Below are 13734 nucleotides of genomic sequence, written 5' to 3'. Positions count from 1 at the left end.
TTTAAAGAGCCCCCTAGCATCCCCAAAGCGAATTGTTAGACTACAAACCATTCCAATCTGGAATTACCGTAATGGAATTCAAACAACTGCGCAGTTTTATCGAAGTGGTCCACCGTGGGGGTTTTACCCAGGCGGGGAAAACCTTGCATATCAGCCAGTCCGCCGTGAGCAAGCAAGTGGCGCAACTGGAGCACAGCCTGGGCACGCCGTTGCTCGACCGCATTGGCTCACAGGTTCGCCTGACCGCCGCCGGGCACGTGGTGCTGCAACGGGCCGAGGCGATGCTGCGCCTGCAAACCGAGTTGTTGAGCGAGCTGGACGACTTGAATCAGTTGACCCGTGGCGAGTTGCGCATGGGCCTGCCGCAACTGGGTGGCGACACACTGTTTGCCGGGTTGTTTGCCGAATATCGCCGGCGCTACCCCAATGTCAGCATCCAATTGCTTGAGGGCGGCAGTCGCAATATCGAACAGGCGATCCTCGCCGGAGAGCTGGACGTCGGCGGCAGCCTGTTGCCCACCGATCCGGCGTTTGCCTGGCAAGCCTTCTGTGATGAACCCCTGGATGCGCTGCTGCCCGTGGACCACCCGCTGGCACAGCGTGGGCAGATTGGCTTGGAGGAATTGGCCGACACGCCGTTTTTGATGTATCAGCGCAGCTTTGTGCTCAATGACCGGCTACTCCAGGCCTGCCAGCAGGTGGGCTTCACCCCCCGGGAAAGCGGGCGCAGCGGCCAGGCGGACTTTCTCGTGGCGCTGGTGGCCGCCGGCCAGGGCGTGGTGCTGCTGCCCAGTGTGGTCGCGCGCGGCCTGGAGCGCCCTGGCGTGGTGCGCCTGACACTCAGAGCGCCCGAATTCCTGCGCTGGGACATCGCTTTTATCTGGCGCCAGGGCGCCTATCTCTCGAAAGCTGCCCTGGCCTGGCTGGCGTTACTGCGCGAGTATCCGATCAGCCGCGCAGTGCCGTGACCAGCTCTGCCAGCCATGGCTCGGCATCGGCTTCCGGGGTGACGCTTTCGCTGGCATCCAGGCGCAGCATCGGCAGCACTTCGCGCACGCCCAACTCGCCAAACAGCTCGCGCATCTGCTCGCCGCCACCGCAGAAGGTATCGCCGTAGCTGGCGTCGCCCAGGCCGATCACCGCCCCCGGCAAACCGCGCCAGGCGGCGGGCAGTTGGTCGCGGATCGTCGAATACAGCGGCATCAGGTTGTCCGGCAATTCGCCCATGCCGGTGGTGGAGGTGACGGCCAGAAAGGCGTCCGGGGCGAAGGCCTGAACATCGGCCAGGCTCGCCCGCGGGTTATGCCAGGCCTCGAAACCGGCCACGTTGAGAATATCCATGGCGTGGCGGGCAACTTCTTCTGCCGTGCCATAGACCGAGCCGGAAAGGATGGCGACTTTCATCAATCTGATCCTGTAGTTGAGTGAAAACCTGGGATATTAACAGTTGGCGGCCGGGCGAGTTGTCTTACACTACGAAATCCACAAACACGCTATGGATCGCTCAATGATCAACGCCAAGCTGATGCAGATGGTGGTCAACGCCTCCAACGACGGAATCTCCGTGGCTGAGAGGGAAGGCAAGGACAAGCCCCTGATTTACGTGAACCCGGCCTTCGAACGTATGACCGGTTACAGCCTGGACGACATCCTTTACCAGGATTGCCGCTTCCTGCAAGCGGGTGACCGTGACCAGCCGGCCCTGATGGCCATTCGCGACGCCCTGGACAGTGGCGGCGCGTGCCGGGAAATCCTGCGAAACTACCGTAAGGACGGCACGCACTTCTGGAATGAACTGTCATTATCGACGGTTTACAACCCAGCCGATCAGCAGACTTACTTCGTCGGCGTACAAAAAGACGTAACGGTTCAGGTCAAGGCCCAGCAGCGTGTAGCCCAGCTTGAAGCCCAGGTGGCGCAGCTTACAGCCGAGCTGGCAGCACTCCGAGCGACGAGCGGATCTAACAAACTTTAGAAAACACGGTCTTTAGGGTGATAATCAGTTTAATCACGCATTTCCTTGAGCCACATCAATGCAACGCGACGCGCTTTTGACGCAGGACGAACTGGACTTCATCCAGAACATGCACCACAACCCGCAACTGAATGTGCGGGATGTGTCGTCGAGCCTGACGGTCAATGGCGGCGCGCAGATCCGCGACCTGCTCACGCGCCTGGCGGCCCATGAACAGGTAACGATCCAGGCGCAGTTCGATAACCAGCAGATGACCTTTCCCCTGCAATTGGTGGAGGACGAGTTTCATGCCCTGCACCTGCGCCTGGGGGTACCGAGCATTTTTGAAGACGGGCCGATGATCCGGCCTTGGCGCCTGGTCCTCGAAGAGCCGGTCGCCCTGGAAAACGTCAAGGGCCAGCCCGGGGCGCTATGGGTACATGAAGTATCGTTCAAGGGCCTACTGGTGCAGTCCCGTGGTCGCAGTAAACCACCCAGGACATTCTCGATGTGGTTCAGCCCATCGGGCTACGAAAGGATTGCGGTGCGTGGCACGCTGGAGCGCGAGACCGCTCGCGGGCTGTTTGCCTACCGCTTGAGCCAGAACGATGTGGATGAAACCGAGCGCCTGCGCCAGTTCATCCTGCAACAGCACCGCCTGGCCCACCCCGAAGTGCATGCCTGAATTCAGGTATCCAGGGTTCCCCTGAGGAACTGCTGCAAGCGCCGCTGCATCAACCTTCCCTCATTGCCCAGGCAGCCAATGGCAGTATCGGCCAGTAGCTGCTCGGCCATGTCGGAGGCATCACCGGCCAGCAGCAGCGGGCACTCCAGGGTCAGGGCCAATCGCGCCAACCGCTTGGGCAACTCATGGGTCGGGGAACGGTTGGAGAACAGCACCAGCGCCTGCGGGCGGGTCTTCTCGCAGATCAGTGTCAACTCATCCAGGGGCTGGCCCACGTTCAGCACATGCACGGCCAGTTCATCACCACTGAGCATGAGCCCCGCCACCAGCAATTCCAGTTCTCGGCACTCACCGGCAATGGCTGCCAGCAGTACCTGCGGCGTACGGCCGGCGCGGGCCAGTTGCAGGCGCTGGGAAATTCGCGCGCGCAAGAAGCTGTCGAAAAACAGCCATTCGCTGGCCTGGCCAAAACGGCCCTGATGCCGCAGCAATTGGCGCCAAAGGGGCATCAGGATGTCCTGAAACGCCACTGAAGCGGGGTAGGCCGCAAAGACCTGCCCGTACAGGCGCTCCAGTTGCAGCTCATCAAACGCGCCGATGGCCAGTTGCAACTGCTGCTGCCACTGCACCCACTCAAGCTCACCGCTGCCTTCCTGTTGGTCTTGCAGTGAAGACACCTGCGCATCGTCCCGGGCGAGGATCTTGCCGACTTTGCTGACTGCCACGCCCCGCTCGATCCAATCCAGAATGCGATGAACGGTCTCGATGTCCTTCTGCGTGTACAGGCGATGCCCACTTTCGGTGCGCACCGGCTGGATCAAACCATAACGGCGCTCCCACGCACGCAAGGTGATCGGGTTGATACCTGTCAATCTTGCGACTTCACGAATCGGGAACAACTCATCCGCGGCGGCTAGACCGCCATGCTCAAGACCGGGGGGCAGGGCTGTGATTACAGGCATCGAATGACCAGGAACTTATACGAAGTTGGATCCCATTTAACGCTTTTATACCTGTCTTTTTCAAGGGACCTGCCCAGCCGTCCAATGCCGCTGGTGTATTTCGTCAAATCAGGAATAATCCTTGCCTGTTTTTCTGCGTCGCCGCCCTACCCTGCGGTTTCGCCAGGGACGCCACCTACCCGGTGCCGCGCTCCCACGCATTCGGAGATACACAATGTCTACCCTACCCGTCACCTTGATGGTCGCGCGCCGCGCTGCCCAAGGTCGTTATCAGGACATGATGAGCTGGCTGCGCGAAGGCGAGCAACTGGCCACGGACTTCCCCGGCTACTTGGGTTCAGGCGTGCTTGCACCGCCTGCCGACGGTGGCGAGTTCCAGATCATCTTCCGCTTCGCCGACGAGCAGACCCTGCACGCCTGGGAGTTCTCCGCCTCGCGTAGCGCCTGGCTGGGGCGCGGCAGCGAATTGTTCGCCGACCCCATGGAACATCGTGTCAGCGGCATGGAAGGCTGGTTTGGCGCGGTGGGCCAGCGCCCACCGCGCTGGAAACAGGCCGTGGCGATCTGGTTGGCGTTTTTCCCGGTGTCGCTGCTGTTCAACGTCGGCCTGGAACCGTTGCTGGCCGAGTTGGGCTTGTTCAGCCGCGTGCTGGTCAGCACCCTGGCCCTGACGCCCTTGATGGTCTATCTGTTCATTCCCCTGTCGACCCATTTGCTGGCCGGCTGGCTCAATCCTGCTCCGCGCCGGGTAAAACCTGGCGAAGCAACCGTTTGAGCCGATCCGCTACAGGCCGGTCGCTGGTATAGTTTTAGCTTGCCCGCGACCCGAGCTTCCCATGACCTCCACCCCCGCCCCGATCTTGATCACCGGCGCCGGCCAGCGTGTCGGCCTGCATTGCGCCCAGCGCTTGCTGGATGAACAGCAACCGGTGATCTTCAGCTACCGCAGTGAACGTCCCGGTGTGCAGGCCTTGCGCGAGCGTGGCGCGGTTGGCGTATTTGCCGACTTCTCGTGCGAGGCCGGTATCCTGGCGTTCATCAGCGAACTCAAGACCCATACCGATAGCCTACGGGCGATCATCCACAACGCCTCGACCTGGGCCGCAGAAACACCGGGGGAAGAGGCCAACGCCTTTATCGATATGTTCAGCGTACACATGCTTGCACCGTACTTGATCAACCTGCATTGTGCTGACTTGCTCAGAGGCTCGACGCCGGCCGACATTGTGCATATCAGCGACGACGTCACCCGCAAGGGCAGCCGCCAACATATCGCCTACTGTGCCACCAAGGCCGGGCTCGACAGCCTGACCCTGTCCTTCGCCGCCCAATACGCGCCTCGGATCAAGGTCAATGGCATCGCGCCAGCCATGGTGATGTTCAACGAAGGCGACGACGCGGCTTATCGCGCCAAGGTCCTGGCCAAGTCGGCACTGGGTATCGAACCCGGGCCTGAGGTGATTTACCAGAGCGTGCGTTACCTGCTGGACAACCCTTATGTGACCGGCACCACCCTGACCGTCAATGGCGGGCGCCATGTCAAGTAAACCCGAACACCACCCGCCTGGGGTTCCTGCAACTGATTGGACGGAGCAAGTAGCAATGCCACAACTTCAACCAGGTATGGCGCGCATCCGGGTCAAGGACCTGTGTCTGCGCACCTTCATTGGCATCAACGAGGATGAAATCCTCAACAAGCAAGATGTGTTGATCAACCTGACCATCCTGTATGCCGCACAAGACGCCGTGCGCGACAACGATATCGACCACGCCTTGAACTACCGCACCATCACCAAGGCCATCATCGCCCACGTCGAAAGCAACCGCTTTGCCCTGCTCGAACGTCTGACCCAGGAAGTGCTGGACCTGGTGATGAGCAATGAGTCGGTGCTGTATGCCGAGGTCGAAGTCGACAAGCCCCATGCGCTGCGCTTTGCCGAGTCGGTTTCGATTACGCTGGCGGCCAGCCGTTAACCCCCCTGAATCTGCGTGAACCCTATGACCGATCAACAACGCCTGGAACTTGAAGCAGCTGCCTTCCGCCGACTGGTTGCGCACCTGGACAGCCGCAAGGATGTACAAAACATCGACCTGATGAACCTGGCCGGGTTCTGCCGCAACTGCCTGTCCAAGTGGTACAAGGCCGAGGCCGACGAACGCCAGATCGAGGTCAGCCTCGATGACGCCCGCGAAGTGGTGTACGGCATGCCGTACGCCGAGTGGAAAGCCCAGTACCAGCAAGAAGCCAGCGCCGAACAACAAGCGGCGTTTGCCAAAGGAAAAACCCATGACTGACCTCAACACCCTGCGCGCCAGCCTCGACAGCGGCGAACACCTGTTTGCCGATACCCTGGCCTTTATCGCCGCCGGCTACGACTACCAGCCACAGGCCTTCACCAATGGCAGCGTAGAAAACGCCGCCGGGCAGAACGAAGGCTCGTGCAAGACCCTGGGCCTGGCACTACTCGAAGGCTTGAGCGACCAGCAGGCGTTGCTGGCGTTTGGCGAGCATTATCGTTCGGTACTGGCGACGCCTGAGGGCACAGATCACGGCAATATCCGCGCATTGATCGAGCACGGGTTGGCGGGAGTGAAGTTTGTTCAGCAGCCTTTGACCCGCCGCTGATCCCGCTTGCAAACCCGGTCAATGTGGGAGCCGGGCTTGCCCGCGATGGCAGTGGTGGCTGTCACACCGCCATCGCAGGCAAGCCAGCTCCCACACTGATTGGATTGCCAGATTGAGATTGCGGTGTTCGTCCAGTTACACACAAAAAAACCGGCCTCGCGGCCGGTTTTTTTATTGCAACGGTTTAGAAAGAAGCGTCTTTCAAACCGTCGAGGTAACGCTCGGCATCCAGGGCCGCCATGCAACCAGCGCCGGCCGAAGTGATGGCCTGGCGGTAGACGTGGTCGGCCACGTCGCCAGCGGCAAAGATGCCTTCGATGTTGGTCGCGGTAGCGTTACCTTCACGACCGCCCTGCACCACCAGGTAACCGTCTTTGGCGGTCAGCTTGCCTTCGAACAGCGAAGTGTTCGGAGTGTGGCCGATGGCAATGAACACGCCGTCGACTTTCAACTCGTCGAAGCTGCCATCGTTGTTTTTCAAACGCGCACCGGTCACGCCCATGTTGTCGCCCAGGACTTCATCCAGGGTGGCGTTGAGCTTGAGGATGATCTTGCCTTCGGCAACCCGCGCGTGCAGCTTGTCGATCAGGATCTTCTCGGCGCGGAAGGTTTCACGACGGTGAACCAGGGTCACGGTGCTGGCGATATTGGCCAGGTACAGTGCTTCTTCCACGGCGGTGTTACCACCACCGACCACCGCCACCGGCTTGTTGCGGTAGAAGAAACCGTCGCAGGTCGCGCAGGCGGAAACGCCCTTGCCCATGAAGGCCTCTTCCGATGGCAGGCCCAGGTAACGGGCGCTGGCGCCGGTGGCGATGATCAGCGCGTCACAGGTGTAGACGCCGCTGTCGCCGGTCAGGCTGTAGGGCTTTTTCGAGAAGTCCACGGCATTGATATGGTCAAAGACGATTTCGGTCTCGAAGCGCTCGGCGTGTTCTTTCATGCGTTCCATCAACACCGGGCCAGTCAGGCCGTGGACATCGCCCGGCCAGTTGTCGACTTCGGTAGTGGTGGTCAACTGACCACCCGCCTGCATGCCGGTGATCAGCAACGGCTTGAGGTTGGCCCGGGCCGCGTAGACCGCAGCGCTGTAACCGGCAGGGCCGGAACCGAGAATAATCACTCGCGAATGACGGGTATCAGACATGACTCACTCCTATCGACCGCCCGGACTACAGAGCGGCTGGAATAAAAAAGGACCGCGAAGCACTTGGGGAAGGCTTGAACTCGCAGGCCCTGAAAATAATGGGTGCAGCGTATAGAGGGGGGCAAGATTAAGGAAATACGGAATAACAATCCAGCTCATAGGTGGTCTCTATCTTGTACCCCCTATTAATCGACATGTTTGTTACCGTTAATGTCGACTCGCTGACCGTGCTTTCACCGCTTTCGCAAAGCCGGTAAGGTCGGCGCGTTTGCCCTTTTACCCGGAGTTACCCATGCCCGCCCCCGTTCTGTCAGGCCCACAATACCTGCGCGAAGGCCTGAAACTGGTCTTGAGCCCAGGCCTGCGCCTGTTCGTCCTGCTGCCCCTGGCGATCAACCTGATCCTGTTCGTCGGATTGATCTATTTTGCTGGCCATCAGTTCAGCCTGTGGGTCGACACCTTGATGCCGACGCTGCCCAGTTGGTTGAGTTTCCTCAGCTACATCCTGTGGCCACTGTTCGTGCTGCTGGTGGCCTTTATGGTGTTTTTCAGCTTCACCATGCTCGCCAATATCATCGCTGCACCCTTTAACGGCTTTCTCGCCGAAAAAGTCGAAGTGGTGGTACGCGGCACCGATGACTTCCCGGCCTTCAGTTGGGCCGAGCTGTTCGCCATGGTCCCGCGCACCCTGGCCCGGGAAATGCGCAAACTGGGCTACTTCCTGCCCCGGGCCATCGGCCTGTTTATCCTGTCCTTCATCCCGGTGGTCAACCTGATTGCCGCACCGCTGTGGCTGTTGTTCGGGGTGTGGATGATGGCGATCCAGTACATCGACTACCCGGCGGACAACCACAAGCTGGGCTGGAACGAAATGCTCGCCTGGCTGCGCCAGAAGCGCTGGCAGAGCATGAGTTTCGGCGGGATTGTTTACCTGGTGTTGCTGGTGCCGGTGGTCAATCTGCTGATGATGCCGGCGGCGGTAGCCGGGGCGACGTTGTTCTGGGTACGCGAGCAAGGTGCCGAGGCGATGCTGGCGAAAAAAACCTAGGCTGTTCGATTGACCTGGGTCATGGCGATTTGCCCATACAGAGCACATGGTTATTAAAACGATAAGCCTGTGGGGAGCGCACCATGTACAAACCGTTGATGCTGATGTTTGGATTGATGTTGGGCGGCGAGGCCTGGGGGGCCGCCGCCGCCAATGAGCCCATCCTGCCGGTGCAACCGGCGAAGATCACCGATGCCAACAAGGTCGAACTGGGCAAGCAATTGTTCTTCGACCCGCGCCTGTCCAAGTCCGGTTTCATTTCCTGCAACTCGTGCCACAACCTGAGCATGGGCGGCAGCGACAATCTGCCCACCTCCATCGGGCACAACTGGCACCAGGGGCCGATCAACTCACCGACGGTGCTCAACTCCAGCATGAGCGTCGCGCAATTCTGGGATGGACGCGCAGCGACCCTGCAAGAGCAGGCCGGCGGCCCGATCGCCAACCCGGGCGAAATGGGCTTCACCCATGACCTGGCGGTGGACGTGCTGCGCTCGATCCCGCAGTACCAGGCCTCGTTCAAGAAAGTGTATGGCGATGACGGCATCAAGTTCGACGATGTGACCAACGCCATCGCGGCCTTCGAAGAAACCCTGGTCACGCCCAACGCCCCGTTCGACCGCTGGCTCCTGGGCGATAAAAAAGCCATCAGCGCCACGGCAGCGCAGGGCTACCAGTTGTTCAAGAGCATCGGCTGCGTGGCCTGCCACAACGGCGAGGCGGTCGGTGGCAGCACCTTCCAGAAAATGGGCATGGTTGAACCCTATGCCACCAAGAACCCGGCCCAAGGCGTGGCTGGCCTGACCGGCAAGGATCAGGACCGGATGATGTTCAAGGTGCCGACCTTGCGCAACGTCGCCCTGACCTACCCCTACTTCCACGACGGTGCCTACTGGAACCTGAGCGAAGCGGTGGACGTTATGGCCCGTCTGCAATTGGGGCGCAAGTTGAGCACTGATGAGGTCAGCCAGATTGTCGCGTTCCTCGACACCCTGACTGGCGACCAGCCGGACTTCAAGCTGCCGATCCTCCCGCCCTCCTCGGCCAAGACCCCGCGTCCTACGCCGTTCAACTAAGCCAGCACCGGGCCGGTCGTCATAAATCCGTCATTGCGACGACACAATGGCGACATGGCCCGCGCCGACACTGGCTGCATGACGACAGTTTTCCTGAATATCACCCTGATTACCGAAACCTTCCCACCGGAAATCAACGGCGTGGCCAACACCCTTGGCCGCCTGTGTGAAGGCCTGCGCGCACGTGGACATCAGGTGGAGTTGGTGCGCCCGCGCCAGAATGGCGATTTGAGTCGCCAGAGCGACGACGGCCTGCTGCTGTGTCGCGGCTGGCCTCTACCGGGCTATCCCGGCCTGCAATGGGGCCAGTCCTCCATGCACAAACTGCTGCGGCGCTGGAAACGCCAGCGCCCGGATGTGCTGTACATTGCCACCGAAGGCCCGCTGGGCTTGTCGGCTTTACGGGCGGCGCGCCGCTTGGGGATCAGCGTGGTCAGCGGTTTCCATACCAACTTCCAACAGTATTCCAGCCAATACGGCCTGGGCATGCTCAGCCGCATCCTGACCCACTACCTGCGCTGGTTCCATAACCGGTCCACCCTGACCCTGGTGCCCAGCGTCAGCCAGCGCCTGGAACTGGAACGCCGCCACTTCGAACGCCTGGACCTGTTATCCCGCGGCGTCGACAGCCAACTGTTCCACCCGGCCAGACGTGACAACGTCCTACGTGAACAGTGGGGGCTGGGCAATGAAGACATTGCCGTGATGCATGTCGGACGCCTGGCACCGGAGAAAAATCTTGGCCTGCTCAAACGCTGCTTCGAGGCGTTGCAGGCGACTTATCCACAGCGTCGGATGAAGCTGATCGTCATCGGCGACGGGCCGCAACGCGAGGCACTGGCAATCTCGCTCCCCACCGCGACTTTCTGCGGGACACAACGCGGTGAGGAGCTGGCGCGCCACTATGCGTCGGGGGACCTGTTTCTGTTCCCCAGCCTCACCGAGACCTTTGGCAATGTGGTACTGGAAGCGATGGCCTCGGGACTGGGCGTGGTGGCCTACGACCAGGCGGCCGCCACCCAGCATATCCGCCATGGCTACAGCGGTGCCGTGGCAATGCCTGGGGATGAGGATGCGTTTTGCGATGCTGCCTGTTGGTTGCTGGAGGAACCGGAGAGTCTGCGCCGGGTGCGCCTGAATGCGCGTCAGCATGCCAGTCGCCAGGGTTGGCCGGCGATTATCGAGCGGTTTGAACATCAACTGCGCGGAGCGTGTGGCGAGGACTTGCTGGAGACGGGCGGATCGAAGCTGACCTGACGGGCCCTATCGCGGCATAGGTATCTACACAACTTTCAGACACTGACGACCTCCCCTGTGGCGAGCGGGCTTGCCCCGCGTTGGGCTGCGAAGCAGCCCCAGTAAGCCGAGTGCGGTGTATCAGATACTCCGTAGCGGCTGGTTTTGGGGCTGCTTCGCAGCCCAACGCGGGGCAAGCCCGCTCGCCACAACAGCCCTCTCCGCCTGGATTTATGCGCTGCGGCAAAATTATCGAGGGCTTGCCCGCGATGGCGCCCGTCAATTCACCCCTTAAACCAGGGTGGTCAACGCCTCGCGACTGAAGGGCAAGATATCCCCCTCACGGCCTTCGCGCACCTTCACTGCCCAGTCCGGGTCGACCAGCAGCGCACGGCCCACGGCCACCAGATCGAACTCATCGTTATTCAAGCGCTCCAGCAGTTTTTCCAGGCTCGCTGGCTGTGCGATTTTGTCGGTATTGACCATGAACTGCAGGAACTCGCCATCCAGGCCCACACTGCCCACGGTGATGGTCGGCTTGCCCGTAAGCTTACGGGTCCAACCGGCCAGGTTCAGCTCGGAACCTTCGAACTCCGGCTCCCAGAAACGACGGGTGGAGCAGTGAAAGATATCCACACCGGCGTCAGCCAATGGCTTGAGGAACTCCCCCAGGGCCTCAGGGGTTTGCACCAGACGCGCGGTGTAATCCTGCTGCTTCCACTGGGAGAAACGGAAAATGATCGGGAAATCGGGACCTGTAGCAGCCCGAACGGCCTGGATCAATTCAATGGCAAAACGCGAACGGTTGGCCAGGCTGCCGCCGTATTCATCTGTGCGCTGGTTGCTGCCTTCCCAGAAGAACTGATCGACCAGGTAACCGTGGGCACCATGGATTTCCACACCGTCCATACCAATGTCCTGAGCATCCTTGGCGGCCTGGGCGAAGGCGGCGATCACCTCCTTGATATCCTGGACCGTCATGCCGTGGACCACCACGTTGCCGTCCTTGAGTTTTTCCATCGGGCCATAGGCCGGCACGCTGGCATCCGGCTCGGTGCCGATACGCCGTACGCTGCCGACGTGCCACAGTTGCGGGACGATCTTGCCGCCTTCGGCATGCACCGCGTCGACCACTTTCTTCCAGCCGGCCAGTGCAGCGGTACCGTAGAAATGCGGCACGTTCGGATAACCGTTGGAAGCCTGATGGCCCACCACCGTGCCTTCGGTGATGATCAAACCTACGCCGGCCCCGGCGCGGCGACGGTAGTACTCGATCACTTTGGAATTGGGTACGCCACCCGGGGAAAACGAGCGGGTCATCGGCGCCATGACCACACGGGACGGCAGTTGCAGGGCACCGAGCTGGAAAGGTTTGAACAAGGCTTGGACAGGCATGGGAGCACTCCGCACGAGAGGAATTTTATGATGCGGATAATATGGAGTGCTGGTGGTGCTGGATAGCACTATTGATTGCGGTGATTAAGGTGCAAAAGCAGGAAGACACATCAACCTGTGGAGAGGGAACTGGTCCCCTCTCCACTTCAAATCAGTCGAGGGCCTTTTCGATGGCCTGGACGACACTTGGATCATCAGGGGTGGTGCGCGGAGAGAACCGCGCCAGCACCCGCCCATCCTTGCCCAGCAGGAACTTCTCGAAATTCCAGGTGATGTCCCCCGGAAACTCGGCGCCCTCACCCGCCAGCAAACGGTACAGCTGATGGCGATCAGGACCGTTCACCGACAGCTTGCTGCCCAGGGGAAAGGTCACGCCATAGTTGAGGCTACAGAATGCCTGGATCTCTTCTTCGGTCCCCGGCTCCTGGCCTGCAAACTGATTGCACGGCAGGCCCAACACGGTGAAGCCCCGGCCTTTGTATTTCTGGTAGAGGTTTTCCAGCGCTGCATATTGCGGGGTCAGCCCACATTTGGAGGCGACATTGACCACCAGCACGACTTGCCCTTTATAGGGCGCCAGAGGCAGCTCCTGACCATCCAGGGCTTTGAGTTTAAGGTCGTGGAAAGCACTCATGACACACTCCAGATTTCCCATATTCTGTGTAACGGCGGTTCGAGATTACAGCCGCCAAGTCGGCAAGAATAGCCGCCAATCAAAAAAGGCGCCCGAAGGCGCCTTTCTTTTCAACTGACCGGCCGTAGCCCGTCAATCAATGGTGGTGACCACCTTCGCCGTGCACGTGGCCGTGAGCCACTTCTTCCTCGGAAGCGTCGCGGATGGCAACGATCTTGACCTGGAAGTTCAGGCGCTGACCGGCCAGCGGGTGGTTGCCGTCGACGGTGACTTCGTCGCCATCCAGGTCGCGGATGGTCACGATCTGCATCTGGCCGTCCGGTGCGGAGGCGTGGAACTGCATGCCCACTTCCAGTTCGTCGACGCCTTCGAACATGCTGCGGTCCAGGGTGCTGACCAGTTCGGCCGAGTACTCGCCGTAGGCATCTTCAGGTTCTACGGCAACGGTCAGTTCATCACCAACCTCTTTGCCTTCCAGGGCCTTTTCCAGGCCCGGGATGATGTTACCTGCGCCTTGCAGGTAGACCAGCGGCGCGCCGCCGGCGGAGCTGTCGATGACCTCACCAGCGTCGTTGGTCAGGGTATAGTCAATGGAGACAGCCTTGTTGGCGGCGATCGGCATGGGGCGAGACCTTTTGCATAAGAATGAAGAACGGACAAGTCTAAACAAGGATTTGCCCGAAAGCGAACACAACCCGGACAGACGGAGTCGATCCGGTGACTCGACGGTCGTCGGATTTCATCAGGACGCGCACGGCCACTGGGTCGCCACGCTGTCCTGCGGCCATACGCAGCACCTACGGCACCAACCGCCCTGGCAATCCCGGGGCTGGGTGATGGATGCGGCGCAACGCCTGGCAAAAATAGGCCAGCCCTTTGCCTGTGGCTGGTGTGCGCAGCGCCCGGATAACGATACCCTTGGCAGCTGATTCCCGGTCGGCGCGCAGCCATAGCGCACCACCGAAGCCATG

18 protein-coding genes are annotated in these 13734 nt (G+C 60.6%); 12 read left to right on the top strand and 6 right to left on the bottom strand.

The features are described 5' to 3' along the window. Window positions 1-71 precede the first annotated feature (71 nt). Entirely contained in the window at window positions 72-968 is an 897-nt protein-coding gene (locus JTY93_RS04585; protein WP_169996270.1) for a LysR family transcriptional regulator, read from the top strand. Here the strand turns inward: JTY93_RS04585 and JTY93_RS04580 are convergent. Continuing rightward, on the bottom strand, window positions 949-1404 hold the full coding sequence (locus JTY93_RS04580) for a flavodoxin (RefSeq protein WP_205478372.1): 456 nt from the start codon (window positions 1402-1404) through the stop codon (window positions 949-951). The genes JTY93_RS04585 and JTY93_RS04580 overlap by 20 nt on opposite strands. Before the next feature lie 103 nt (window positions 1405-1507). Between JTY93_RS04580 and JTY93_RS04575 the strand changes: the two genes are divergently transcribed. Further along, a complete protein-coding gene (locus tag JTY93_RS04575) occupies window positions 1508-1975 on the top strand; it encodes a PAS domain-containing protein (RefSeq protein WP_205478371.1) in 468 nt (155 codons plus the stop codon). Between the two features lie 58 nt (window positions 1976-2033). Further along, window positions 2034-2639 carry a hypothetical protein gene (locus tag JTY93_RS04570; RefSeq protein WP_169996263.1) on the top strand — a complete coding sequence of 202 codons (606 nt, stop codon included), beginning with the start codon at window positions 2034-2036 and terminating at the stop codon, window positions 2637-2639. Window positions 2640-2641: 2 nt separating this feature from the next. On the opposite strand, the gene JTY93_RS04565 is transcribed toward JTY93_RS04570, so the two are convergent. Next, window positions 2642-3601 carry a MerR family transcriptional regulator gene (locus tag JTY93_RS04565; protein ID WP_205478370.1) on the bottom strand — a complete coding sequence of 320 codons (960 nt, stop codon included), beginning with the start codon at window positions 3599-3601 and terminating at the stop codon, window positions 2642-2644. Window positions 3602-3815: 214 nt separating this feature from the next. Here JTY93_RS04565 and JTY93_RS04560 point away from each other — a divergent pair, with 214 nt between their 5' ends. From JTY93_RS04560 to JTY93_RS04540, 5 genes are all read left to right on the top strand, one after another. Then, entirely contained in the window at window positions 3816-4376 is a 561-nt protein-coding gene (locus JTY93_RS04560; protein WP_159906527.1) for a putative antibiotic biosynthesis monooxygenase, read from the top strand. A gap of 61 nt (window positions 4377-4437) precedes the next feature. Further along, on the top strand, window positions 4438-5148 hold the full coding sequence (gene folM / locus JTY93_RS04555; RefSeq protein ID WP_205478369.1) for a dihydromonapterin reductase: 711 nt from the start codon (window positions 4438-4440) through the stop codon (window positions 5146-5148). Between the two features lie 55 nt (window positions 5149-5203). Beyond that, window positions 5204-5575, top strand: a complete 372-nt coding sequence (gene folX / locus JTY93_RS04550; RefSeq protein WP_029295577.1) for a dihydroneopterin triphosphate 2'-epimerase — start codon at window positions 5204-5206, stop codon at window positions 5573-5575. Window positions 5576-5599: 24 nt separating this feature from the next. Further along, window positions 5600-5896, top strand: a complete 297-nt coding sequence (locus tag JTY93_RS04545) for a DUF1244 domain-containing protein (protein WP_032857713.1) — start codon at window positions 5600-5602, stop codon at window positions 5894-5896. Next, window positions 5889-6227 carry a HopJ type III effector protein gene (locus tag JTY93_RS04540; protein WP_169996252.1) on the top strand — a complete coding sequence of 113 codons (339 nt, stop codon included), beginning with the start codon at window positions 5889-5891 and terminating at the stop codon, window positions 6225-6227. The genes JTY93_RS04545 and JTY93_RS04540 overlap by 8 nt, the downstream gene beginning before the upstream one ends. 184 nt (window positions 6228-6411) lie before the next feature. On the opposite strand, the gene trxB is transcribed toward JTY93_RS04540, so the two are convergent. Beyond that, a complete protein-coding gene (gene trxB / locus JTY93_RS04535) occupies window positions 6412-7374 on the bottom strand; it encodes a thioredoxin-disulfide reductase (RefSeq protein ID WP_169954889.1) in 963 nt (320 codons plus the stop codon). 292 nt (window positions 7375-7666) lie between these two features. Between trxB and cysZ the strand changes: the two genes are divergently transcribed. The 3 genes from cysZ (at window position 7667) to JTY93_RS04520 (ending at window position 10755) form a co-directional block, all read left to right on the top strand. Continuing rightward, window positions 7667-8422, top strand: coding sequence for a sulfate transporter CysZ (cysZ, locus tag JTY93_RS04530; protein ID WP_205478367.1), 756 nt, complete (start codon window positions 7667-7669; stop codon window positions 8420-8422). An 83-nt stretch (window positions 8423-8505) separates the two neighbouring features. Continuing rightward, window positions 8506-9498, top strand: a complete 993-nt coding sequence (locus JTY93_RS04525; protein WP_205478365.1) for a cytochrome-c peroxidase — start codon at window positions 8506-8508, stop codon at window positions 9496-9498. A gap of 78 nt (window positions 9499-9576) precedes the next feature. Further along, the gene (locus tag JTY93_RS04520; RefSeq protein ID WP_205478363.1) at window positions 9577-10755 is read left to right on the top strand and encodes a glycosyltransferase family 4 protein; all 1179 of its coding nucleotides are present in this window, start codon (window positions 9577-9579) and stop codon (window positions 10753-10755) included. 270 nt (window positions 10756-11025) lie between these two features. On the opposite strand, the gene JTY93_RS04515 is transcribed toward JTY93_RS04520, so the two are convergent. From JTY93_RS04515 to JTY93_RS04505, 3 genes are all read right to left on the bottom strand, one after another. Then, entirely contained in the window at window positions 11026-12129 is a 1104-nt protein-coding gene (locus JTY93_RS04515; RefSeq protein WP_205518976.1) for an NADH:flavin oxidoreductase, read from the bottom strand. A gap of 151 nt (window positions 12130-12280) precedes the next feature. Continuing rightward, window positions 12281-12763, bottom strand: coding sequence for a glutathione peroxidase (locus JTY93_RS04510; RefSeq protein WP_205477013.1), 483 nt, complete (start codon window positions 12761-12763; stop codon window positions 12281-12283). A 136-nt stretch (window positions 12764-12899) separates the two neighbouring features. Beyond that, window positions 12900-13385, bottom strand: coding sequence for an FKBP-type peptidyl-prolyl cis-trans isomerase (locus JTY93_RS04505; protein WP_205477012.1), 486 nt, complete (start codon window positions 13383-13385; stop codon window positions 12900-12902). Between JTY93_RS04505 and JTY93_RS04500 the strand changes: the two genes are divergently transcribed. Then, a complete protein-coding gene (locus JTY93_RS04500) occupies window positions 13354-13692 on the top strand; it encodes a DUF3565 domain-containing protein (RefSeq protein ID WP_205477011.1) in 339 nt (112 codons plus the stop codon). The two genes, JTY93_RS04505 and JTY93_RS04500, sit on opposite strands and share 32 nt — an antisense overlap. The last annotated feature ends 42 nt before the right edge of the window (window positions 13693-13734 follow it).

The sequence above is a fragment of the Pseudomonas hygromyciniae genome, from assembly GCF_016925675.1.
GTDB classification, from domain to species: Bacteria; Pseudomonadota; Gammaproteobacteria; order Pseudomonadales; family Pseudomonadaceae; genus Aquipseudomonas; species Aquipseudomonas hygromyciniae.
The sequence above is the reverse complement of the archived record's forward strand: the minus strand, read 5'-3'. Positions and strand labels throughout refer to the sequence as shown.

Excerpts from the sequence above, each read along its gene's own strand:
- JTY93_RS04500 (WP_205477011.1), top strand. The coding sequence starts at position 13,354 with ATGGAGACAGCCTTGTTGGCGGCGATCGGCATGGGGCGAGACCTTTTG.
- JTY93_RS04565 (WP_205478370.1), bottom strand. The coding sequence starts at position 3,601 with ATGCCTGTAATCACAGCCCTGCCCCCCGGTCTTGAGCATGGCGGTCTA.
- trxB (WP_169954889.1), bottom strand. The coding sequence starts at position 7,374 with ATGTCTGATACCCGTCATTCGCGAGTGATTATTCTCGGTTCCGGCCCT.
- JTY93_RS04520 (WP_205478363.1), top strand. The coding sequence starts at position 9,577 with ATGACGACAGTTTTCCTGAATATCACCCTGATTACCGAAACCTTCCCA.
- JTY93_RS04525 (WP_205478365.1), top strand. The coding sequence starts at position 8,506 with ATGTACAAACCGTTGATGCTGATGTTTGGATTGATGTTGGGCGGCGAG.
- JTY93_RS04560 (WP_159906527.1), top strand. The coding sequence starts at position 3,816 with ATGTCTACCCTACCCGTCACCTTGATGGTCGCGCGCCGCGCTGCCCAA.
- folX (WP_029295577.1), top strand. The coding sequence starts at position 5,204 with ATGCCACAACTTCAACCAGGTATGGCGCGCATCCGGGTCAAGGACCTG.
- JTY93_RS04545 (WP_032857713.1), top strand. The coding sequence starts at position 5,600 with ATGACCGATCAACAACGCCTGGAACTTGAAGCAGCTGCCTTCCGCCGA.
- folM (WP_205478369.1), top strand. The coding sequence starts at position 4,438 with ATGACCTCCACCCCCGCCCCGATCTTGATCACCGGCGCCGGCCAGCGT.
- JTY93_RS04510 (WP_205477013.1), bottom strand. The coding sequence starts at position 12,763 with ATGAGTGCTTTCCACGACCTTAAACTCAAAGCCCTGGATGGTCAGGAG.
- JTY93_RS04505 (WP_205477012.1), bottom strand. The coding sequence starts at position 13,385 with ATGCCGATCGCCGCCAACAAGGCTGTCTCCATTGACTATACCCTGACC.
- JTY93_RS04575 (WP_205478371.1), top strand. The coding sequence starts at position 1,508 with ATGATCAACGCCAAGCTGATGCAGATGGTGGTCAACGCCTCCAACGAC.
- JTY93_RS04580 (WP_205478372.1), bottom strand. The coding sequence starts at position 1,404 with ATGAAAGTCGCCATCCTTTCCGGCTCGGTCTATGGCACGGCAGAAGAA.
- JTY93_RS04570 (WP_169996263.1), top strand. The coding sequence starts at position 2,034 with ATGCAACGCGACGCGCTTTTGACGCAGGACGAACTGGACTTCATCCAG.
- JTY93_RS04585 (WP_169996270.1), top strand. The coding sequence starts at position 72 with ATGGAATTCAAACAACTGCGCAGTTTTATCGAAGTGGTCCACCGTGGG.
- JTY93_RS04540 (WP_169996252.1), top strand. The coding sequence starts at position 5,889 with ATGACTGACCTCAACACCCTGCGCGCCAGCCTCGACAGCGGCGAACAC.
- JTY93_RS04515 (WP_205518976.1), bottom strand. The coding sequence starts at position 12,129 with ATGCCTGTCCAAGCCTTGTTCAAACCTTTCCAGCTCGGTGCCCTGCAA.
- cysZ (WP_205478367.1), top strand. The coding sequence starts at position 7,667 with ATGCCCGCCCCCGTTCTGTCAGGCCCACAATACCTGCGCGAAGGCCTG.